At 72.4% G+C, this 20823-nt stretch carries 19 protein-coding genes; 13 read left to right on the top strand and 6 right to left on the bottom strand.

Annotation, left to right across the window (positions count from 1 at the left end; genetic code table 11):
- Positions 1–23 precede the first annotated feature (23 nt).
- Positions 24–2147, bottom strand: a complete 2124-nt coding sequence (locus tag AW271_RS04610; protein WP_062332175.1) for an anthranilate synthase component I — start codon at positions 2145–2147, stop codon at positions 24–26.
- A 298-nt stretch (positions 2148–2445) separates the two neighbouring features.
- Between AW271_RS04610 and AW271_RS42200 the strand changes: the two genes are divergently transcribed.
- The 4 genes from AW271_RS42200 (at position 2446) to AW271_RS04590 (ending at position 6290) form a co-directional block, all read left to right on the top strand.
- Complete coding sequence (locus tag AW271_RS42200; RefSeq protein WP_062332172.1) at positions 2446–2652, top strand: DUF3311 domain-containing protein; 207 nt, start codon at positions 2446–2448, stop codon at positions 2650–2652.
- A complete protein-coding gene (gene mctP, locus AW271_RS04600) occupies positions 2649–4247 on the top strand; it encodes a monocarboxylate uptake permease MctP (protein ID WP_062332168.1) in 1599 nt (532 codons plus the stop codon). The genes AW271_RS42200 and mctP overlap by 4 nt, the downstream gene beginning before the upstream one ends.
- Positions 4248–4329: 82 nt before the next feature.
- Positions 4330–5124, top strand: coding sequence for a dioxygenase family protein (locus tag AW271_RS04595; protein WP_062333095.1), 795 nt, complete (start codon positions 4330–4332; stop codon positions 5122–5124).
- A 62-nt stretch (positions 5125–5186) separates the two neighbouring features.
- Complete coding sequence (locus AW271_RS04590; protein ID WP_062332165.1) at positions 5187–6290, top strand: AI-2E family transporter; 1104 nt, start codon at positions 5187–5189, stop codon at positions 6288–6290.
- Positions 6291–6294: 4 nt separating this feature from the next.
- On the opposite strand, the gene AW271_RS04585 is transcribed toward AW271_RS04590, so the two are convergent.
- Positions 6295–7560 carry an aminotransferase class V-fold PLP-dependent enzyme gene (locus AW271_RS04585; protein WP_062332162.1) on the bottom strand — a complete coding sequence of 422 codons (1266 nt, stop codon included), beginning with the start codon at positions 7558–7560 and terminating at the stop codon, positions 6295–6297.
- A gap of 112 nt (positions 7561–7672) precedes the next feature.
- On the opposite strand from AW271_RS04585, the gene AW271_RS04580 reads away from it, so the two are divergent.
- The 4 genes from AW271_RS04580 to AW271_RS04565 are packed head-to-tail and all read left to right on the top strand — an operon-like array spanning position 7673 to position 11231.
- Positions 7673–8686, top strand: a complete 1014-nt coding sequence (locus AW271_RS04580) for a PLP-dependent cysteine synthase family protein (protein WP_062332159.1) — start codon at positions 7673–7675, stop codon at positions 8684–8686.
- On the top strand, positions 8683–9855 hold the full coding sequence (locus AW271_RS04575; RefSeq protein ID WP_245652919.1) for an MFS transporter: 1173 nt from the start codon (positions 8683–8685) through the stop codon (positions 9853–9855). The genes AW271_RS04580 and AW271_RS04575 overlap by 4 nt, the downstream gene beginning before the upstream one ends.
- Entirely contained in the window at positions 9848–10693 is an 846-nt protein-coding gene (locus AW271_RS04570; protein ID WP_062332156.1) for a class I SAM-dependent methyltransferase, read from the top strand. The genes AW271_RS04575 and AW271_RS04570 overlap by 8 nt, the downstream gene beginning before the upstream one ends.
- Positions 10683–11231, top strand: a complete 549-nt coding sequence (locus tag AW271_RS04565; RefSeq protein ID WP_062332153.1) for an EXLDI protein — start codon at positions 10683–10685, stop codon at positions 11229–11231. The genes AW271_RS04570 and AW271_RS04565 overlap by 11 nt, the downstream gene beginning before the upstream one ends.
- A 4-nt stretch (positions 11232–11235) precedes the next feature.
- Here AW271_RS04565 and AW271_RS04560 read toward each other — a convergent pair whose 3' ends face one another.
- The 3 genes from AW271_RS04560 to AW271_RS04550 form a co-directional block, all read right to left on the bottom strand.
- On the bottom strand, positions 11236–13491 hold the full coding sequence (locus AW271_RS04560; protein WP_062332150.1) for a catalase: 2256 nt from the start codon (positions 13489–13491) through the stop codon (positions 11236–11238).
- Positions 13492–13572: 81 nt separating this feature from the next.
- The gene (locus AW271_RS04555) at positions 13573–14889 is read right to left on the bottom strand and encodes a PEP/pyruvate-binding domain-containing protein (protein WP_245652918.1); all 1317 of its coding nucleotides are present in this window, start codon (positions 14887–14889) and stop codon (positions 13573–13575) included.
- A 5-nt stretch (positions 14890–14894) separates the two neighbouring features.
- Positions 14895–15440, bottom strand: a complete 546-nt coding sequence (locus AW271_RS04550) for a transcriptional regulator (RefSeq protein ID WP_245652917.1) — start codon at positions 15438–15440, stop codon at positions 14895–14897.
- A gap of 79 nt (positions 15441–15519) precedes the next feature.
- On the opposite strand from AW271_RS04550, the gene AW271_RS04545 reads away from it, so the two are divergent.
- The 3 genes from AW271_RS04545 to AW271_RS04535 are packed head-to-tail and all read left to right on the top strand — an operon-like array spanning position 15520 to position 18088.
- Positions 15520–16683: a low temperature requirement protein A gene (locus AW271_RS04545; protein WP_062332141.1), complete on the top strand. Its 1164-nt coding sequence runs from the start codon at positions 15520–15522 to the stop codon at positions 16681–16683.
- Positions 16683–17519 (top strand): hypothetical protein, encoded by an 837-nt coding sequence (locus tag AW271_RS04540; protein WP_062332137.1) that lies wholly within the window; start codon positions 16683–16685, stop codon positions 17517–17519. The genes AW271_RS04545 and AW271_RS04540 overlap by 1 nt, the downstream gene beginning before the upstream one ends.
- Complete coding sequence (locus AW271_RS04535; RefSeq protein WP_062332134.1) at positions 17516–18088, top strand: HD domain-containing protein; 573 nt, start codon at positions 17516–17518, stop codon at positions 18086–18088. The genes AW271_RS04540 and AW271_RS04535 overlap by 4 nt, the downstream gene beginning before the upstream one ends.
- Here AW271_RS04535 and AW271_RS42790 read toward each other — a convergent pair.
- Positions 18060–19154, bottom strand: coding sequence for a zinc-binding dehydrogenase (locus AW271_RS42790; protein ID WP_062332132.1), 1095 nt, complete (start codon positions 19152–19154; stop codon positions 18060–18062). The two genes, AW271_RS04535 and AW271_RS42790, sit on opposite strands and share 29 nt — an antisense overlap.
- Positions 19155–19255: 101 nt before the next feature.
- On the opposite strand from AW271_RS42790, the gene AW271_RS04525 reads away from it, so the two are divergent.
- Together AW271_RS04525 and AW271_RS04520 are read left to right on the top strand one after the other, a co-directional pair.
- Positions 19256–19987 (top strand): ABC transporter ATP-binding protein, encoded by a 732-nt coding sequence (locus tag AW271_RS04525; protein WP_218007934.1) that lies wholly within the window; start codon positions 19256–19258, stop codon positions 19985–19987.
- The gene (locus AW271_RS04520) at positions 19984–20805 is read left to right on the top strand and encodes an ABC transporter permease (protein WP_062332126.1); all 822 of its coding nucleotides are present in this window, start codon (positions 19984–19986) and stop codon (positions 20803–20805) included. The genes AW271_RS04525 and AW271_RS04520 overlap by 4 nt, the downstream gene beginning before the upstream one ends.
- Positions 20806–20823 lie beyond the last annotated feature (18 nt).

Genomic DNA, 20823 nt, shown 5'->3' with positions numbered 1-20823 from the left:
CGGTCAGGCGATCGGTGCGATCTTTACCGGGCCAGCCTGAGCACGTTGGCGATGATCTTCGCGCCCGCGCCGCCCTCGGTGGTGAGGATCGACTCGGGGTGGAACTGCACCCCGAACCGGCGGTTGGCCGGATCTTCGATGGCCATGACCGCGCCGTCGGAGGTCGCCGCCGTGACCGTGAAGCCCTGCACGCCCGGGTGCTTGGCGTGCACCGAGTGGTAGCGGGCGGCGGTGAACGTCTCGGGCAGCCCGGCCAGCAGCGCGCTGTCGCCCTCGCGCTTGATCTGCCCGCGCTTGCCGTGCTCGGGGTAGGGCAGCAGGTCGAGCTGCCCGCCCGCCTGCTCGACCATCGCCTGCAGCCCGAGGCAGACCCCGAAGACCGGCAGGCCGCGCTCGTAGAGGGCCGCGACGAGCCGGTCGGTGCCGAAGTCGGACGGCCAGCCGGGGCCGGGCGAGAGCACCACGAGGGTCGGCGCGATCTCCTCGATCATCGCCGTCGGGAAGCCGTGGCGCAGGGTGACGACCTTGGCGCCCTGCTGGCGGAAGTAGTCGGCCAGGGTGTTGACGAACGAGTCCTCGTAGTCGACGAGGAGCACGGTGTGGCCCTCGCCCGGCTGCTCGGCCGCGACGGCCTCCTGGGCCACCTCGCCCCGGCCGACCGCCGCCAGCGCGCCCAGCAGGGCGCTGGCCTTGAGCTCGGTCTCGCGCTCCTCGGCGTCGGGGTCGGAGTCGACCAGCAGGGTCGCGCCCGCCCGGACCGTCGCCACGCCGTTCTTGATCTGGGCGGTGCGCAGGGTCAGGCCGGTGTTCATGGAGCCGTCGAAGCCGATGAAGCCGACCGCGCCGCCGTACCAGCGGCGGGTGGTGGCCTCGTGGTCCTCGATGAACTGCATCGCCCACGTCTTCGGGGCGCCCGTGACGGTGACCGCCCACATGTGGGTGAGGAAGGCGTCGAGGGCGTCGAACTCGGGGCGCAGGTAGCCCTCGATGTGGTCGACGGTGTGGATCAGCCGGGAGTACATCTCGATCTGGCGGCGGCCGATGACCTTGACCGAACCCGGCACGCAGATGCGCGACTTGTCGTTGCGGTCGACGTCGGTGCACATGGTCAGCTCCGACTCCTCCTTCACGCTGGACAGGAGGGTGCGGATCGCCTCGGCGTCCTCGACCGGGTTGGCGCCCCGGGCGATGGTGCCGGAGATCGGGCAGGTCTCCACCCGCTCGCCGCTGACCCGGACGTACATCTCGGGCGAGGCCCCCACCAGGTGCTCGCCGTCGCCGAGGCTGAGGATGAACTCGTAGGGCGCCGGGTTGCTGGTGCGCAGGCCGCGGTAGAAGGCGGGCGGGTCGTCGCAGGGGGCGTGGAAGACCTGGCCGGGCACGACCTCGAACAGGTCGCCGCGCCGGAACTTCTCCTTGGCCTTGGCGACGACGTCGGCGTAGGCGCCCCTGACCGGGTCGGCCGGGATCTCGGTCGCCTTGACCAGTTCGCGGGAGTCGCCGCTGCGGGGCAGGCCCTTCGTGCTCGCGCCCTCGTACACGAACTCGTAGGAGTACTCCAGCACGGTCTCCTTCACCCGGTCGATCACCACGAGGCGGTCGGGCAGGTGGAGGACCAGGTCGCGCTGGTCGTCGGGACGGGTGAGCTCGTAGCGGATCGGCTCGAACTGGAAGGCCAGGTCGTAGCCGAACGCGCCGTAGAGGCCCAGGTGCTGGTCGTCGCCCTTGAACGCGGCGATGACCTCGCGGATCGCGGTGAAGACGGTGGGCCGGCGCGAGCGCATCTCCTCCGGCAGCCACTCGTCGGACTGGCGCACCTCGACCTCGGTGTAGGTGGCGGTGGGCGTGCCGACGACCTCACCGGCGGCGCGGAGACAGGCCGCGACGGCGGGGAGCACGACGGCGCCCCGGTCGTTGAGCGCGCGGGCCGAGATGCGGCGGCCCCGCGCGACGAGCTCCAGGCAGGGATCGGCGTAGCCGAAGGCCCATCGGCTGTACCTGCCCGGATAGTCCATGCCCGAGGAGAACGCCCCGCCCCGGCGAGTGCCGAGCGAGTCGACGATCTCGTCGAGGGCCGCCTCGGGCACGGCGCGCACCACGCGCTCGACCCCGATGCCGCCCGCCGTGGTGTAACCGCTGGTCTCCACTGTCGCCCCTTGATCCACTCATGCCCCGGGGGCGGAAACACAGAAGGCCGCCCAATCCCGGGGCGGCCTGTTTCGATTTCGCGAAAACCTGAGCTGAGGGCCGCCTGCTAGCGGCGCCACCACTGCTGCTGAGGAATTCGCATGCGGCACACAATAACACGCCGGACTCCACATGTCGGGCGAATGGCCCGACCCACGACCGCTCGGCGCGTCCAGGCTGCCGCTCGTCGATGGGAGCTCCACCTGTGACACCCGTCACTTTACGCTCCAATCGACAACCTGTCGGAAGGAGAGTCCGTTGACGGATCCACGCTCCCCCAGATCGGACCGCAGCCGCTGGAACTGGGTCCTGCTGCCCGCGATCGTCATCCCGCTGGTGCCGGCCCTGTTCAACCATGAGGAGCCCCGGCTGTTCGGCGTTCCGCTGTTCTACTGGCTGCAGCTCGCCTTCCTGGTCATCAGCGTGTCGGCGACCCTGATCGTCTACCGGGTGACCCGCCGATGAACGAGCACATCACCGAGATCGTCATCTTCACCGCCCTGTTCCTGCTGGTCAGCGGGATGGGCTTCGTCGCGGCCCGCTGGCGGCGGGCCGACAACCTGGCCTCGCTCAACGAGTGGGGGCTGGGCGGGCGCAACTTCGGGTCGTGGATCACGTGGTTCCTGGTCGGCGGGGACCTCTACACGGCCTACACGTTCGTGGCGGTGCCGGCGCTGCTGTTCGGGGCCGGGGCGACCGGGTTCTTCGCGGTGCCCTACACGGTCATCACCTATCCGCTGGTCATGCTGGTGCTGATCCGGCTCTGGTCGGTGTCGCACGTGCACGGGCTGGTGACGCCCGCCGACTTCGTGCGGGTGCGGTTCGGCTCGCCGACGCTGGCGCTGCTGGTGGCCATCACCGGGATCGTGGCGACGATGCCGTACATCGCGCTCCAGCTCATCGGCATCGAGGCCGTGCTGAAGACGATGGGGGTGACCGGCGACCTGCCGCTGATCATCGCGTTCGCGATCCTGGCGGCGTACACCTACCAGAGCGGGCTGCGGGCCCCGGCGCTGATCGCGTTCGTGAAGGACATCCTGATCTACGTCGTGATCCTGGTCGCGGTGATCTACATCCCGGCGCGGCTCGGCGGGTTCGGGTCGATCTTCGACGCGGCCGACGCCAAGTTCGCCAAGACCCCCGCGCCCGGCGACGGGACCCTGCTCAACGCCAACAACCAGCTCCAGTACGTCACCCTGGCGCTGGGGTCGGCGATGGCGCTGTTCCTCTACCCGCACAGCGTGACCGGGGTGCTCGCCTCGCGGTCGCGCGACGTGATCAAGCGGAACATGTCGGCGCTGCCGGCCTACAGCCTGCTGCTGGGGCTCATCGCGCTGCTCGGCTACATGGCCATCGCGGCCGGGGTCACCCCGATCGGCACCGACGTGAACACGGTCGTGCCGCAGCTGTTCGACCAGATGTTCCCCGACTGGTTCACCGGCGTCGCGTTCGCGGCCATCGGCATCGGCGCGCTGGTCCCGGCCGCGATCATGTCGATCGCGGCGGCGAACCTGTTCACCCGCAACATCTACAAGGAGTACCTGCGGCGCGACGCCACCGACGCCCAGGAGGCCCGGGTCAGCAAGCTGACCTCGCTGGTCGTCAAGGTGGGCGCGGTGCTCTGCATCCTGCTGATCGACCCGCAGTTCTCCATCGACCTGCAGCTGATCGGCGGGGTGATCATCCTGCAGACGCTGCCGTCGGTGGCGCTGGGGCTGTATACCCGGTGGTTCCACCGGGTGGGGCTGATCGCGGGCTGGACGGCCGGGATGACGGCCGGGATGGTGCTGCTCTACAACATCGCGAACCCGGCCAACAACCACGCCCACTTCGGCGGGTCGGCGTTCCCGCTGAGCAAGCTCGGCTTCGACACGCCGATGACGGTCTACGCCGGGTTCCTGGCGCTGATCGTCAACCTGGCGGTGGCGGCGCTGGCGACCGTGGCGGCCCGGCGGCTCGGGTCGGCGGAGGGGGTCGACGCGACCCGCCCGCGCGACTACACCGCCGACGCCGGGGATCCCGAGGTGAAGGACGACCTGGAGCCGGCGGGGTCGACGTGATCTCCCCTTATGACGCCTTTACAAAGTAGATCCTAGGACTGCTCTCACGTCTCGCTCATGTGCGGTTCCTAGCGTGACCGTCATGACAGACCACGACGAAGGCCGCCGGGTCAGCCGGCGCACGATGATCGCCGGGGTGGGTTCGATCGGGCTCGGCGCGCTGCTCGCGGCGTGCGGGTCCGGCGGGTCCACTCCGGTGACGACCTCCACGGGCGCGACCGCGACCATCACGCCCCAGGCCGTTCCGGGCGACCTGGCGGCGCTCCTCGACTCCTCCGGCGCGTGCGCGCTGACGCCCTCCACCACCCCGGGGCCCTACTACTTCGACGCGGACAAGATCAGGTCGGACATCCGCGAGGACCGGCCCGGGACCCTGCTCGACCTGGCGATCCGGGTGCGCGACAGCGAGACGTGCGAACCGCTGAAGGACGCGGTCGTGGAGATCTGGCACTGCGACGCGGGCGGCCTCTATTCGGGCGCGGAGTCCGCCTCGACGGGCGGACCCGGCGGCGGCATGGGCGATCTCGTGCCGACCGACGACGAGCGGTATCTGCGGGGCGCCCAGGTGACCGGGGCCGACGGGATCGTGGTGTTCACCACCATCTGGCCGGGGTGGTACCGGGGGCGGACCGTGCACGTCCACGCCATGGTCCACGTCGGGAACGACCGGACGCTCACCACCCAGGTCATGTTCGACGAGGCGCGCAACGACGCGGTGCTGGCCGCCGGCCCCTACGCCGGGCGGGGCGGGCGTGACACGCGGAACGACGACGACTCGATCTTCCGGAGCTCCATGGTCATGGCCACGGTGCCGGACGGCGACGGCTTCCGGGGGGCGATCACCTTCGACGTCGATCCCGGCCACGACGGACGGTAGCCCCCTCCCGGTGATCTCTGGGATCATCGGCGGGCATCGACCGTGACGGGGAGGGAACGCCGATGGCAGATCCGGCGGCAACAGGGGACGGCCTGCGCAGGGCCAGCGCGACGGCGGGGCGGATCCTCGTCCTGATCGCCCTGACGGCGGTCGTGTTGTGGATCGTCTACCAGGTCAGGACCGTCGCGATCAGCGTCGTGTTCGCGATCTTCATCACCGCGCTGATGATGCCCCCGGCGCGGCGGCTGCGCCAGTGGGGCCTCAACCGCGCCCTGTCCACGCTGCTCGCGTTCGTGGGGGTGATCGCCGTGCTGGCGGGGGTCATCGCGCTGCTGGTCCCCCCGACGATCGACGGTTTCGCCGAGCTGAGCGACAGCATCGGCAAGGTCGTCACCGACCTCCAGGCGACCGCCGCGCGCTTCGGCTTCGACCAGGCGCGCATCCAGGAGATCGTGCACGACGTCCAGACGTTCCTGTCGCAGCGCGGCAGCGAGGTCGCCTCGGGGGCGCTCACCGGGGTCAAGACCGTCGGCGAGATCGTGGTCGGCGGGGTGCTGGCCCTCATCCTGGCGGTCTACCTCGTCCACGGCGGCGACCACCTGGTGCGCTGGGTGGCCGACCTGGCCCCGCGCGGCAGCCGCGACCACATCATGACCACCAGCAAGATCGTCTTCGACGTCGTCGGCCGCTACGTGCGGGGCGTCGCGGCGGTCGGCTTCGTCGACGCGTTCTTCATCGGCCTCGCGTTGTGGATCCTGGGCGTGCCGATCGCGCTGCCGCTCGCGGTGCTGACGTTCGTGGGCGCGTTCCTGCCGGTCATCGGCGCGCTGTTCGCGGGGCTGCTCGCGGCGGTGGTGGCGTTCGTGGCCAAGGGCTGGCTGGTGGCCCTGATCGTGATCGCGGTGACGATCCTGGTGCAGCAGCTCGAAGGCCACGTGCTGGCGCCGATGATCTACGGCAAGGCGCTCGACCTGCCGGGCGCGGTGATCCTGCTGGCGCTGACGGTCGGCAGCGTGGTCGCCGGCATCATCGGCGCGTTCCTGGCGGCCCCGGTGACCTCGGTGATCGTGGCCCTGATCCGCAACGCCCAGGGCCGCTCCCCCGACTCCGGCCCGCCCGCGTCCCCGCCGGAGCCGCCGCCCCCGGCCAGGCCCGCCGTCGCCTGACGGGTCAGCGCCCGGCGAGTTCCCGCAGGGCGGCGGCGAGGCGGTCGACGTCGGCGGCCGAGGTGAACAGGGCCGGGGTGACCCGCACGCAGTCGCCCTTCGTGACGCCGTCGCGGTGCACCGTGAAGATGCGGTGCCGGGTGTAGAGGTGGTCGACGACGGCGGTGTTGTCGGCCTTGGACGTGCGGCCCGCGAGCCGGAAGGCGGTCATGCCGCCGTACATGGCCGGGTCGTCGGGGGTCAGGATCTCGACGGGCAGGTCGCGGACCTGGTCGACCCAGCGCTCGCGCAGGTGCCGGAGGCGGGCCTCCTTGACCTTCGCGCCGAGGGTCTCGTGGAAGTCGAGGGCGGCGCCGACGCTGAGGATGGGGGCGACGTCCATGGTGCCCGAGTGCACCCGCGACCGGATGTCGGCCTGCTGCGACTCGTCGCCGAAGACGGGGGCGACGTCGGCCAGGCGCTCCTTGCGGATGTAGAGGAAGCCGCTGCCCAGGGGCGCGCCCATCCACTTGTGCAGGGAGAAGACGCCGAAGTCGGCCTTCAGCTCCGGCAGGGTGAAGTCGAGGTGGCCCCACGAGTGGGCGGCGTCGACGATCACGTCGACGCCCTTCTCCCGGGCCATCTCGGTGATCTCGGCCACCGGCACGACCAGGCCGGTGCGGTTGTTCAGGTGGCTGAGCAGGAGCAGCCGCAGGCGCGGGGTGGTGGCCAGGGCGGCGGCGTAGGCGTCCAGCACGGCCTGGCGGGTGGCCGGTTCGGGGATCACCAGGCGTTCGACCCGGGCGCCGTGCCGGTCGGCCAGCCATCTGAGGGCCGACTGGCCGGTGTGGAAGTCGAGGTCGGCGTACATGACGGCGTCGCCGGGGGCCAGCCGCCGGTAGCCGGTGATCAGGTTCTGGAGGGCCTCGGTGCCGCCCCGGGTGAAGGCGATCTCCTCCTTCGTCACGCCGAGCAGGCCCGCGACGCGGGCGGCGGCCTCCTCGGCGTGCTGCCGGTACGCCGTGCGCAACAACCGGCTGTTCTCGGCGTTCAGCCGGTCGGAGTGGGCGTGGTAGGCCAGCCGGACGGGCTCGGGCATGCTGCCGAAGTAGCCGTTCTCCAGGTTCACGAAGCCGGGGTCGACCCGGAACGCCGCCGCCACCGAGCGCCAGTAGACCTCGTCGCGGGCGACCTCCGCGGGAGCGCCCACGGGCCTCGCCACCGCGGCCGCGGGACGGGCCATGAGCGAGAGCGGCAGGCCGGTGAGCATCGCGCGGCGTGACAGGGTCACGTCTCCCCCTTCGGAACGGCTGGGGGGCTGATCGATTATCCGCCGCCCCGCCCGCCGGGAGCGGCGGGGCACCACCAAACACGCGGAAAGTTCGGTTACTTTGCGTGACGACATGTCTTCTCATCTGGTGGGCAGCACCCCGGTACGCCTGATCACCGCGCCCTTCGCCCCCGCCGGACGCGGCTTCTGGGCCAAGCTGGAGGCGGTCAACCCCGGTGGTCTCAAGGACCGGGCCGCTCTGCACATCGTCGGACAGGCCAGGGAACGGGGCGAGCTCGCCCCCGGCGCGATGATCGTCGAGTCGACGTCGGGCACGTTCGGCCTGGGGCTGGCGCTCGCCGGGATCGTCTACGGCCATCCGGTCACCGTCGTCACCGATCCCGGCATGGAGACCCTCGTCCACCGGCTGCTGACCGCCTACGGCGTGCGGGTCGAGACGGTGTCCCGGCCGCATCCGGCCGGCGGCTGGCAGCGGGCCCGGCTCGATCGGGTGGCCGAGCTGCTGGCCGAGCATCCGGGCGCCTACTGCCCCGACCAGTACGCCAACCCCGACAACGTCGGCGCCTACGCGGGCCTGGCCGACGAGCTGGTCGAGCAGCTCGGGCGCGTCGACGTGCTGGTGTGCAGCGTCGGGACCGGCGGCCACTCGGCCGGGGTGAGCAAGGCGCTGCGGCGGTACGACCGGCGGGTCGCCCTGGTGGGGGTCGACGCGGTCGGGTCGACGATCTTCGGCCAGCCGGCCCGGCCCCGGCTGATGCGGGGACTGGGCAGCAGCATCCACCCGCGCAACGTCGCGCACGAGGAGTTCGACGAGGTGCACTGGGTCGCCGCGCACGAGGCGGTCTGGGCCTGCCGCACCCTCGCCGCGACCCACTACACGACCGGCGGGTGGAGCGTCGGCGCGGTCACCGTCGTCGCGTCGTGGCTGGCCCGCACGCTGCCGCCGGACACCCGGATCGCCGCCGTCTTCCCCGACGGCCCGGCCCGCTACGGCTCGACGATCTACGACGACGCCTACTGCGCCGCCCACGGCCTGCTGCACCGGCCGCCCGCCGCCGAGCCCGACGAGATCAAGACGGCCGACGAGGCCGAGGTGACCCGCTGGACGCGGATGGTGGTCCGGTGAGGGCCTGGCGCTCGTTCGACGGCACGGCGCGGTTGCTGATGGTCAACCAGTTCACCATCAACGTGGCGTTCTACCTGCTGATGCCGTTCCTGGCCGGGCACCTGTCGGGCGGGCTGGGCCTCGCGGGCTGGACCGTCGGGCTGGTGCTCGGGGTGCGCAACCTGAGCCAGCAGGGCCTGTTCCTGCTCGGCGGCACCCTCGCCGACCGGCTCGGCTACCGGCCGGTCATCATCGCCGGGTGCCTGCTGCGCACGCTCGGGTTCGCGCTGCTCGGGTTCGCGCACACGCTGCCGGTGCTGCTGGCCGCCTCGGCGATGACCGGGTTCGCGGGGGCGCTGTTCAATCCGGCCGTACGCGCCTATCTCGCCCATTCGGCCGGCGATCGGCGGGTCGAGGCGTTCGCCCTGTTCAACGTCTTCTACCAGGGCGGGATCCTGCTCGGGCCGGTGGTCGGGCTGGTCCTGATGGCGGCCGACTTCCGGCTGGTCTGCGTGGTGGCCGCCGGGCTGTTCGCGCTGCTGACGGTCGTGCAGGTGCTCGCGCTGCCGCCCGGTCCCGGCGCGCGGACGGAGTCGGCGGGCGTGCTGGCCGACTGGCGGACGGTGCTGGCCAACCGGCCCTTCGTGCTGTTCGCGGGGGCGATGACGGGGTCGTACGTGTTGTCGTTCCAGGTCTACCTGGCGCTGCCGCTGGCCCTCGGCGACCCGGGTTCGGTGACGCTGCTCTTCGTGGTGTCGGGCGGCATCGCGGTGCTCGGGCAGCTGCGGATCACCGCGTGGGCGCGGGCGCGCTGGACGCCGGCGCAGGCCATGACCTGGGGGCTGACCCTGATGGGGGCGGCGTTCACGCCGCTGCTGGTGACGACGTGGCCGGGCGCGGTGCTGCTGTGCGCGGCGCTGCTCGGCGTCGGCACGGCGCTGACCTACCCGTTCGAGATGGACACCGTGGTGGCCCTGTCGGGCGGCCGGCTCGTCGCCACCCACTACGGCCTGTACAACTCGATCGCCGGGCTCGGGATCACCGCGGGCAACCTGGCCGTGGGGGCGCTGCTCGACCACGCCGCCCTGCTGTGGGCGGTGCTGGCGGGTCTGGGCGCCGGGTGCGCGGCGGGCGTGCGCCTCCTCGGCCGCTCGGGCCTCACCCGGCCGCTACCGTGGTCGCATGGCTGACGGATGGCGGTGGGACGCGACCCTCTTCGAGGGCGCCGCGGCCCACTACGAACGCGGCCGGCTCCCCTACGCGCCCGGCTACGCCGAAACGCTGGCCGCCGCACTGGGGCTCGACCACCGGAGCCGGGTGCTCGACGTCGGGTGCGGCCCGGGGACCGTCACCCTCGACCTGGCCCCTCTCGCCGGCGAGACGATCGGCCTCGACCCCGACTCCGGCATGCTGGCCGAGGCCCGGCGGCGGGCCGGACGCCGAAAGGTGCCGGGCGTGCGCTGGGTCCTCGGCCGGGCCGAAGACCTGCCCGGCGACCTGGGCGGCGGTTTCCAGGCCGTGGTGTTCGCGCAGTCGTTCCACTGGACCGACCGCGACCGCGTCGCCGCGACCGTGCTGCGCATGCTCGCGCCCGGGGGCGCGTTCGTGCAGGTCGGCGACGTCAAGAGCGCGCCCCCTGCCGTGTACGCCGAGATCGGCGACCTGGTGCGCCGTCATCTGGGCCCGGTGCGCCGCGCGGGCCAGGGCGCGCTCGTGAACGGCACGCCGGGCAGAGAGGACCTGGTCCTGGCGCGGGCCGGGTTCGGCCCGGTCGAGCGCATCGTCGTCCCGGCCGGAGAGGTGGTCGAGCGCACGCCCGACGACCTCGTGGCGTGGACGTTCTCCCGGTCCGGCTCCGCGCCGCACCTGTTCGGCGACCGGCTCGCCGGCTTCGAACACGACCTGCGAGCATTGCTCGGCCAGGGCCCGTTCCCCGAACGCCTTCCGGCTACGGAGATCAGGCTGTGGCACTCCGCCCAACATACGTATACTTATGCGCATACGGAGGAGGCCGACGATGCCGAATAAGACGATCTACGTGTCCGACGACGACCTGCCGCTCTTCCAGCGGGCCACCGAGCTCGCCGGGGGCAAGCTCTCGGCCGCGATCAGCACCGCCCTGCGGCGCTACGTCGAGATGGAGGAGGGCCGGGAGGAGGGCTACGACGAGGTCATCGTGAAGGTCGGCCAGGGCACGGCGGTGCGCAAGCAGCGGTTCTCCGGCGTGCTGCTCGGCGAGTGGAGCCGCCTGGTGGGCCAGCGCAACGAGACCTTCCGGGTCTACCGGTCCCGCAAGGGCAAGTACGTCCTGCACGTCGAGCGCTCCCCCGAGTGGACCGACAGCATGACCCGCGACGCCGAGAACTGGTTGTCGGGGCTGTTCTCCCGCGAGGCGCTGCGCACCTACCTCGGCCTGGCCGACTCCGACTACGGGTTCATCCAGGGCGAGGCCACCCTGGAGGTCCTCGACACGTTCGAGCAGCTGCGCGGCCGGGTCCCCGACGAGTTCTACGACATGATCACCGATCTCGGCCGGCCGCCCGTCGTCGAGGACCTCGACATCTAGCGCCTCAGGCGTTCGGGCCCAGCGAGGCGGGGAAACGCGACCAGACGCGGTGGCCGCCCAGCAGGGTCACGACCTCCCCCAGCACCGCCGGGCCCGCCTCGCCGACGACCACGCCGGGCGCGCCGGGCGGGATGCCCGCCGAGGCGAACGCCTCGGCCGCGCCGTCCCAGCCGCCCAGCGGCTTGCCGTGGCGGTAGGCCTCGTTCAGCATCAGCGAGACGCGCGGGTCGACGCGGCCGCTCAGCCCCGCCTTGGCGTCGCGCGCGCCGATCGCGTCGGCCCCCGGCGCGGGCGCGCCCGCCACGACGATCGCGTCGAACTCGACCGAGCGGGCGGCGGCGAAGGTGCGCTGGACCGGCACCGGGTCGCCCGGGCCGGGCAGCACCCCGCCCGCGGGCGCGATCACCAGCGGCGTCATGCCGCCGTCGAGGACCGTCCGGCGGACCGTGCGCAGGGCGTCGAGGTCGTCGCCGGCGACGATGCCGATGATCCGGCCCGTCGTCGGCCACTGGCGGCCGACCTGCGACAACGCGGGGCTCGGCTCGACGTACACCTCGGGTTTGCCCTCGGGGACCGGCAGGCCGAGACCGAACGCCACCTGCTCGCACAGGTAGGGGTCGACCCGCGCCAGCACCTGGAGCTGCCGCTCCCTGATCGCCTGCTCGAACACCTTGCTCAGCTCGAAGGTGTACGCCGCGATGATGTGCGCCTGCTCGACCGGCGACATGCTGAGCCAGAACAGGCGCGGCTGGCTGAAGTGGTCGTCGTAGGAGGCGGGCGCCACCCGTCCACGAGCCGCCGCCTCGACCGGGACCGGCACCTCCACGTAGCCGCCGGACGCCTGGAACGGGCAGCCGCCGTCGAGCGAGTTGGGCCGGTAGGGCGCGACCCCCGTGTGCACGGCGGTCTGGTGCATGCCGTCGCGCAGCATGTCGTTGACCGGCGAGTGCGGCCGGTTGATCGGCAGCTGGACGAAGTTCGGCCCGCCCAGGCGGCTGATCTGGGTGTCGAGGTAGGAGAACAGGCGGCCCGCCAGCAGCGGGTCGTCGGTCACGTCGATGCCGGGCACCAGGTGCCCGACGTGGAAGGCGACCTGTTCGGTCTCGGCGAAGAAGTTGACCGGGTTGGCGTTCAGGGTCAGCAGGCCGATCGGCTGCACCGGCGCGAGCTCCTCGGGCACGATCTTCGTCGGGTCGAGCAGGTCGATTCCCTCGAACGTCTGGTCCGGGGAGTCGGGGAAGACCTGGATGCCGAACTCCCACTCCGGGTAGGCGCCCGCCTCGATGGCGTCGGCCAGGTCGCGGCGGTGGAAGTCGGGGTCGACGCCGTTGACGATCTGGGCCTCCTCCCAGACCAGGGAGTGCACGCCCGCCTTCGGCTTCCAGTGGAACTTGGCCAGCACGGTGCCGCCGTCGGCGGCGACCAGCCGGAAGGTGTGGACGCCGAAGCCCTCCATCATCCGGTACGACCTCGGGATGCCCCGGTCGGACATGTTCCACATCGTGTGGTGGGTCGCCTCGGTGTGCAGCGAGACGAAGTCCCAGAAGGTGTCGTGGGCGCTCTGCGCCTGCGGGATCTCCCGGTCGGGGTGCGGCTTGCCGGCGTGGATGACGTCGGGGAACTTGATCGCGTCCTGGATGAAGAAGACCGGGATGTTGTTGCCGACCAGGTCGAAGACGCCCTCGGAGGTGTAGAACTTGGTCGCGAAGCCCCGGGTGTCGCGGACGGCGTCGGCCGAGCCGCGCGAGCCCAGCACGGTGGAGAACCGCACGAAGACCGGCGTCTCGACGTCCTTGGCGAGGAACGCGGCCTTGGTGACCTGCGCGGCGGTGCCGTAGCCGCGGAAGACGCCGTGGGCGGCCGCGCCCCGGGCGTGCACGACGCGTTCGGGGATGCGTTCGTGGTCGAAGTGGGTGATCTTCTCACGCAGGTGGTGGTCGCGCAGCAGCACCGGCCCGCGCGGCCCGGCCTTGAGCGAGTGGTCGGTGTCGGGTAGTTCGGTGCCCGTCGCGGTGGTCAGGTAGGCGCCGCCCTGCGCCCGGCTCTCGGTGGTCTCACCCGAGGGTTGCCCGGTCGGCGTGAACGGGTCGGGGCCGCGCTGGTCGGGCTTGGGCGGCAGCGGGCCGCGCGGCTCGACCGGTTCGGCGACCTGCGGCGGCAGGCTGCCCGGCCGGCCCGGGATCTCCTCCCCGCCGTGGTCGGAGATCGCGTCGATGACCTTGTCCACGGCCTTGGCGACCGGGTTTTCCCTCTTGTTCACGATGTCCCCTCACAGGCGGTGCCCGGTGACCTGCCCACGCTCCGTGACCGGCACGCGACACAAGGGACGAAAATGACCGAATCACTGTCTCAACACGGCCTGGGCCGCCCGCAGCCGGTCGGGGCCGGGCCGGTCGGAGGCGTCGCCCGAGACCTCGTCGGCCCAGCCGAGAAGACGGTGGACGTGGGCGTCGGCGAGCGACTCGGTGACGGCGGGCTCGCCCAGGGCCACCTCGCCGCCGGTGCCGTCGATCGTGACGAGCGCGCCTTCGGGGATGGTGCGGTCGCCGGCGCGGACCGACCCCGCCGCCACGACCAGCCCGGCCGCGCCGACCACGGCGGGCCGGCCCATCGCGCGGGCGACGACGGCGGCGTGGCTGGCCGGGCCGCCCCGGGCGGTGACGATCCCGGCGGCGGCCGCGATGCCGCGCAGGTCGAGCGGGGAGGTCTCCGGCCGCACCAGCACGACCGGCCCGGCGGCGGCCATCCGGACCGCCGCGTCGGCGCTGGTGGCGACCCGTCCGGTGGCGACGCCCGGGCAGGCGCCCAGCCCCCGGGCGACGACGTCGGCCGGGCCCGTGACGCGGGCGACCCGCTTCAGGTCGGCGGGGGCGACCCGGAGCAGCGCCTCGGCCCGGTCGATGACGCCCTCGTCGGCCAGGTCGGCCGCCACGACGACGGCGGCGGCGCCGGTGAAGCGGCCGGGGCGCACCTGGAGGAACCACAGGTCGCCGCTCTCGTAGGTGAACTCCAGGTAGCAGGCGTCGCGGTAGTGGCCCTCGACGCGCGCCGCCGCGCGGGTCAGCCCGGCCCACACGCGCGGTTCCCGCGCGGCCAGCTCGCCCAGCGGGACGGTCGGCTCCCGGCCGGACACCACCGCGTCGCCCCGCCGCCCGAACAGGACGTCCCCGAAGAGGACGGGCGCGCCCGTGGTCGGGTCGCGGGTGAAGGCGACGCCCGTTCCGCTGCGGGGGTCGCGGTCGCCGTACACCATGGCCTGGATCGTCACGGCGGTGCCGAGGTCGTGGGGGATGCCGTTCAGGTCCCGGTACGTCCGGGCGCGGGGGGTGTGCCACGACGCGAAGACCTCGGCGACGGCGTCGAGGAGGGGCCCGACCGGGTCGGCGGGCAGGCCGAGCACGGTCGTCATCATGCCGGGCATCGAGACGCTCGCGCCCGACCGCACCGACACCTCGGCGGCGGCCAGCCCCGCGACGGCGGCCCGCACCTCGCCGGCGAGGCCGTGGGGCAGGCGGCCGTCGCGCAGGTAGGCGCGGCAGGCGTCGGCGCCGATGACGAACCCGGGCGGCACCGGCAGCCCGAGCCGGGTCAGCACGCCCAGCCCGTGGGCCTTCCCGCCGACCACCTCGGCCGGCATCCCCGAGTCGAGGGGACGCACCCACCTCACCGGGGGAGGCCGAGCGTGAGCAGCAGGTCTTCGTGCAGTTGGAACCAGATGACGTGGTAGGACGCCAGGTCGTCGGTCACGTAGCGGGTCTCCCCCGCCTGCACCCGCGCCAGCGCCTCGGCGAGCCGCACGCGGTAGCGGCCGAACCGGGGCAGCGCCCCGGTCAGGTCGGCGCAGACCGGCTCGGCCCGCCGGTCGAGGTCGTCGAGCAGCGTGAGCACCCGCACGTCGGGCCGCAGCTGCCACGCCGCGCACAGGTCGAGCAGTTCGGCGTTGAGCGGCAGGAACCGGTCGAGCGCCCCCGCCACCTCGGGCCGGGTCCCGGCGGCGTCGAGTTCGTCGGCGATCCACGCGGCGTGGGCGGCCCGGCCCGCCGGCGTGATGCTCCACCCGCCGAAGGGGCCCGGCTCGAACGTCACCAGCCCGGCCACGGCCAGGTCGATCAGCTCCGACTCGACGCCGGGCTCGGCCCGGCCGGCGATCTCGGCCAGCCGCGCGAGGGTGGTGGAACCGGCGCAGCGCAGGGTGTGGAGGGTCAGCACCCGACGAGCATACTGAGACCATCCAGATGTTCTGAACATCTGATTGCATGATTACTCGATTACCTGACAATCTTCTGATATGCGGCTTCCCGCGTGGTTCGCCGAACCCGCCGAACAGAGCGCCCCCGAGCCCGAGTTACGGGTCTCCACGCTCGAGCTCTTCTTCGACCTCGTCTTCGTCTTCACCGTCACCCAACTGACCCACCTCCTGGTCACCGGCCTGGAGACGCCCGCGCCCGGCCACCCCGCCGTCACCATCGGCGAGAGCACGCTGCAGGTCGTGCTCGTGTTCGGGGTGATGTGGTGGATGTACTCCGGCTACGTCTGGCTGCTCAACGTCGTCCCGCCGGTACGCCCCGCGCGGCGCGTCCTGGTGCTGCTGGGCATGACCGGCTTCCTCCTCATGGCCCTGGCGATCCCGTCCACGTTCGACGGCGGCGGCCCCGCCTTCGCGGTCGGCTACCTGCTGCTGGTCGTCGTGCACGGCGCGCTCTACCTGCAGGCCACCCGGGCGATCGTGCGGGTGATCCCGTTCAACCTGGCGGCCACGGCGCTCATCGGCGTGGCGGCCTTCACGCCCGCGCCGTACGACTACCTGCTGTGGGCGGCGGCGCTGGTCCTGCTCTGGGGCAGCCCCTACTTCATCGGCCAGCGGGGCTTCACCCTGCGCGCGGCCCATGTGGTCGAGCGGCACGGCCTGCTGGTGATCGTCGTCCTCGGCGAGTCGATGCTCGCGATCGGCATCGGTGCCGCCGACCTGACCGTCGACCTGGGCCTCGGGTTCGCGGGCGCGCTGGGCCTGTGCCTGGCGGCGTGCCTGTGGTGGGCCTACTTCGGCGGCGACGACGAGACGAGGGCCGAGCACGCCCTGGCGGCGGCCGAACCGGTCACCCGGACGCGGATGATCCTGGGCGCCTACTTCTACGGGCACATCCCGATCCTGCTGGGCGTCGTCGCGGTGTCCGGCGGCATCAAGAAGGTCATCGGCCACCCCCTCGACCCGCTCAAGCCGTCGGCGGCGATCATGCTCGGCCTCGGGGTCGCCCTCTACCTGGCGGGCGACTTCTGGTTCCGCCGGGTGCTCACGCTGCGGCAGACCCCGATCAGGAGCCTGGCGGCGGCGGCCGCCCTGGCGACGGCGGCGGCGGGCCTGTGGTCGGCGACGGCCCAATTGGCGCTTCTGGTGCTGGTTCTGGTGACGATGCTGGCGGCGGAGCACCGCGCGTCACGCATACTCGCCTGATGAGCCGGAACCTGCTCCTGCGCCTGTCCTTCGTGCTGCTCCTGGTCTCCTGCGACTCCACCGGTGACTTCGAGGGCCGGGCCCGGCAGGTGGCGGCCCAGTGGCAGGGGTCGGCCGACGACCGGGCCTGGCGCACCGGCTTCGTGCCGCTGGGGGTGCTGAACCCCTACGGGTGGATCACCGGCCGGTTGCCCTCCTGGGCCAACCGCAGCGCCCACAACAAGGCGTGGCGGCTGGCCGTCACGCCGCCCTCGCAGGCCCCCTCCCCCGCGCCGGTCCGCTGGCCCGACGGAACGGTCTCCCACGTCCCGCTCGTCTCCGCGGCGGCCGCGTACGCCGAGGTCAGCGGCAGCTCCCACCTCATCGAGGACCCCTGCCCGGCCAAGGGCTGCCGCCAGTTGGTCTTCACGGACGTGACGCTGGGCTCGGTGCCCATGGAGACCAGCCGCGGCACGATCCAGGCCCCCGCGTGGCGCTTCACCGCCGAAGGGCTCGACCAGCCCTTCTTCCGGGTGGCCGTCGACCCCTCGGTCGTCACGCCGCGCCCGACGGGTGCTGATCCCGCCCGGATCATGGCCTTCGACCTCGTGCGGGGCCGCGACCTGCTCGTGCGTTACGGCTTCGGCATGTGCGAGACGGTGGAGAAGGTCCTCGTCCACGAGACCGACCGGGTGGTGGTGGTCGGCGTGGAGTCGTCGCCGACCGGCGGCGACGGGGCGTGCCCGCTGGCCCTGAAGACGGCCACGGCGACCGTGACGCTCGCCCGGCCGCTCGGCGACCGGCTCGTCCTCGACGCCGGCGGCGGGCTGCCGGTCGTCCGGGGAATGAAACGATGATCCCGACCGATCGGGAGATCCGCGCGCTGCACCGCGCGCACGCGCCCTCGCCGGAGGCGTTGGAGGTCGTGCACACCCACTGCGAGATCGTGTGGGCCATCGCGGAGCAGCTGCTGTCGCGGTGCGCGGAGGAGCTCGACGCCGACCTGGTGCGGGCCGGGTGCCTCGTCCACGACATCGGGGTCTACCGGCTCGGCGACGCCCCCTACGTGCGCCACGGTGTGCTGGGGCACGAACTGCTCGCCGAGGCCGGGATGCCGGAGGCGATCCGGCGGTTCGCCTCCTGTCACACGGGCGTGGGCCTGCGCCGGGCCGACATCGTGGCGCAGAACCTGCCGATCCCGCTCGGCGACTACGTCGCGGAGACGGGCGAGGAGGCGCTCGTCATGTACGCCGACAAGTTCCACAGCAAGTCCGATCCGCCCGCCTTCTTCACGGCGACCGCCTTCGCCGCCCGGATCGGCCGCTTCGGCTCCGACAAGGTCGAGCGCTTCGACGCGATGCGGGCCCGGTTCGGCGAGCCCGACCTGGCGCCCCTCGTCACCCGTTACGGGCATCGCCTCGTGTGAGGTCCCGGTCCACGATCACCGCGATCTTCCCGTGGACGCCCCCTCCGGCCTTCAGCGTGCGCAGGCCGGCGTTGACGGCGTCCACGCCGCTCTCGATGGTCTGCCCGACGTGCGGGACCACGAGCCCCCGGTCCGCCCACTCCATCGCCAGTTCCATGCCGCGCCCGAGGAAGCCGCGCGCCTCGTCGTCGAGCAATTCCGGTTCGGAGAAGTAGCGCAGCAGGTTGACGTTGACGTGCCGGGCCCCGCGCTCGGCCAGGATCCCGTCGACCGGGCTGCGGGTCTCGGCGACGCGGGTCGTCCGGCCGGGCCCGACGCCGAGCACGACCCAGTCGCCGCCCCGCCGGACGGTCGCCGCGGTCGCCGCGAAGCTCCCCTCGTCGTAGGTGGCGTCGAAGACGAGGTCGACGCCCCGGCCGCCGGTCAGCCTCCCGATCTCGGCGGCGATGTCGTCGTGCTTGTAGTCGAAGACGTGGTGCGCGCCCGACCGCCGGGCCAGCTCGATCGACTCGGGGCCGCCGCCGCTGCTGACGACGATCGCGGCGTCCAGCGTCCGGGCCGCCATCTGCACGGCCAGATGCCCGACCCCGCCGCCCCCGCCGGGGACGTAGACGACGTCCCCGGGCCGGACCCGTCCGTAGAGCCCCGCGAAGGCCGACAGGAAGCACATCGGCAACGCCGCGCCGTCGCGGAAACCCAGCGACGGCGGCTTGCGGACGGTGAGGAACCGGCGGGCCAGGGCGAAGGAACCCCCGCCGGTCGCCGCCCAGCCGCCGTCGCCGTCCAGGTCGGCCATGGCCACCACCGCGTCGCCGGCGGCCAGGCCGGTGACGTCGCCGCCCACCCCCGCCACGACGCCCGCGAGGTCGAACCCGAGGGCGACGGGAGGGGTGCGGCCGAGGAAGTTGAGCTCGGCGAGCTTGTACTCCAGCGGGTTGAGCGACGAGGCGGCGACCCGGATCAGCACCTGGTCGGGCTCCGGCCCGGGAACGGTGACCGGGACCGCCTCAAGGGGCAGCCCGGCGTGGTCGCGCGTGTAGCCGACACCGAGGAACGTCTGGTTCATGATCCGATTCCATCCGGACGACCCGCCCGGTCCCGGTGACCGACGCGCGGTCGGTGAAAATGCGTTGCGGCGGTGCTTGGCCGCGACGGATCGTTGGCCAAGTGGCCATTCTTGAAGCCCAATCCCTGACCAAACGCTTCGGGCCGGTTCAGGCCGTCGACGGGGTGGATCTGTCCGTCGGCGAAGGGGAGATCACCGCGCTGCTCGGGCCCAACGGGGCCGGGAAGTCGACCACGCTCCACATGCTGCTCGGGCTCGTCACCCCCGATTCCGGCCGGGTGTCGATGTTCGGGCTCGATCTGCAGAAGCACCGGACCGAGGTGCTGAGCCGGGTGAACTTCTCGGCCAGTTATCTCGGGTTGCCGGGGGTGCTGCACGTGCGGGAGGTGCTGAACTCGTTCGCGCGGCTCTACGGGCTGCGCGACCCCCGGCGGCGGGTGGCCGAGGTCGCGGAGCTGCTGGAGATCGGGCCGCTGCTGAAGCGGCGGACCTCCGACCTGTCGTCGGGGCAGCACACCCGGGTCCAGCTCGGGAAGGCGCTGCTCAACGATCCCGAGCTGCTGATCCTCGACGAGCCGACGGCGGCGCTCGACCCCGACGCCGGGGAGCGGATCAGGAACCTGCTGGTCTCGGTCGCGCGGGAGACCGGGACGGCGCTGCTCATCACCTCGCACAACATGCTCGAAGTGGAGCGCATGTGCGACACCATCCACTTCCTGGCCGCCGGGCGGATCGTGGCCAGCGGGTCGGCCGCGGAGCTGGCGGCCCACTTCGGGGTCGTCGACCTCGAAGAGGTGTTCCTCAAGGTCGCGCGTGAGGGGGTGCCGGCGTGACGGCGATCGCGTTCGAACCGCACAGCACGAGGGCCCGGCGGCGGCGGATCGCCGGGGTGGTCTACCGCGATCTGGCCGCGATGCGGCGCAGCCCGATCCGGGTGTTCGAGATCCTGTTCTGGCCGGTCATCGAACTGGTGGTGTGGGGGTACGTCACCCTGTTCCTCCAGGCCAACAAGGTGCCCTTCGTGGTGTCGATGTTGCTGGGCGCGGTCCTGCTCTGGCAGGTGCTCCACCGGGCCTCCAACGAGGTGGCGATCGGGTTCCTGGAGGACGTCTGGAGCCGCAACCTCATCAACCTGCACGTCACCCCGGTGACGGCGGGCGAGTACGTCACGGGGCTGGTGCTCTTCTCGCTCATCAAGATCGCGGGCGGGCTCGCGGTGATGGTGACGCTGGCCTACGTGCTCTACGGGTTCGGGCTGTTCACCGTCGGGATCGGGCTGATCCCGTTCATGGCGGTGCTGCTCGTGCTCGGCTGGGCGCTGGCGCTGGTGGCGATCTCGGCGGTGTTGCGGTTCGGCGAGGGCGCGCAGGTCGTCGCGTGGAGCCTGGTGTTCGTGTTCCAGCCGGTCGCGGGCGTCTTCTACCCGGTCTCGGTGCTGCCCGAGCCGCTCCAGTGGCTGGCGGGCGCCGTTCCGGCCAGCCACGTGTTCGAGGGCATGCGGGCGGTGCTGGGGGGCGCGCCCGTCCCGTGGGACACGCTCGCGGTGGCCGCCGCGCTCGACGTCGGCTACGTCGCGGCGGCGTTGTGGCTCTACGGCGCGACGCTGCGGCACGCCCGGTCCAAAGGGCGGTTGTCCCGCTTCGGAGAGTGAACTTCTACGGTAATGTCC

It is taken from the genome of Herbidospora sakaeratensis (assembly GCF_001570525.1).
Taxonomy (GTDB): domain Bacteria; phylum Actinomycetota; class Actinomycetes; order Streptosporangiales; family Streptosporangiaceae; genus Herbidospora; species Herbidospora sakaeratensis.
This window is presented reverse-complemented; position numbering and strand designations above follow the sequence as displayed.

Excerpts from the sequence above, each read along its gene's own strand:
- AW271_RS04595 (WP_062333095.1), top strand. The coding sequence starts at position 4,330 with ATGACAGACCACGACGAAGGCCGCCGGGTCAGCCGGCGCACGATGATC.
- AW271_RS04540 (WP_062332137.1), top strand. The coding sequence starts at position 16,683 with ATGAGCCGGAACCTGCTCCTGCGCCTGTCCTTCGTGCTGCTCCTGGTC.
- AW271_RS04565 (WP_062332153.1), top strand. The coding sequence starts at position 10,683 with ATGCCGAATAAGACGATCTACGTGTCCGACGACGACCTGCCGCTCTTC.
- AW271_RS04535 (WP_062332134.1), top strand. The coding sequence starts at position 17,516 with ATGATCCCGACCGATCGGGAGATCCGCGCGCTGCACCGCGCGCACGCG.
- AW271_RS04570 (WP_062332156.1), top strand. The coding sequence starts at position 9,848 with ATGGCTGACGGATGGCGGTGGGACGCGACCCTCTTCGAGGGCGCCGCG.
- AW271_RS04580 (WP_062332159.1), top strand. The coding sequence starts at position 7,673 with ATGTCTTCTCATCTGGTGGGCAGCACCCCGGTACGCCTGATCACCGCG.
- AW271_RS04590 (WP_062332165.1), top strand. The coding sequence starts at position 5,187 with ATGGCAGATCCGGCGGCAACAGGGGACGGCCTGCGCAGGGCCAGCGCG.
- AW271_RS04545 (WP_062332141.1), top strand. The coding sequence starts at position 15,520 with ATGCGGCTTCCCGCGTGGTTCGCCGAACCCGCCGAACAGAGCGCCCCC.
- AW271_RS42790 (WP_062332132.1), bottom strand. The coding sequence starts at position 19,154 with ATGAACCAGACGTTCCTCGGTGTCGGCTACACGCGCGACCACGCCGGG.
- mctP (WP_062332168.1), top strand. The coding sequence starts at position 2,649 with ATGAACGAGCACATCACCGAGATCGTCATCTTCACCGCCCTGTTCCTG.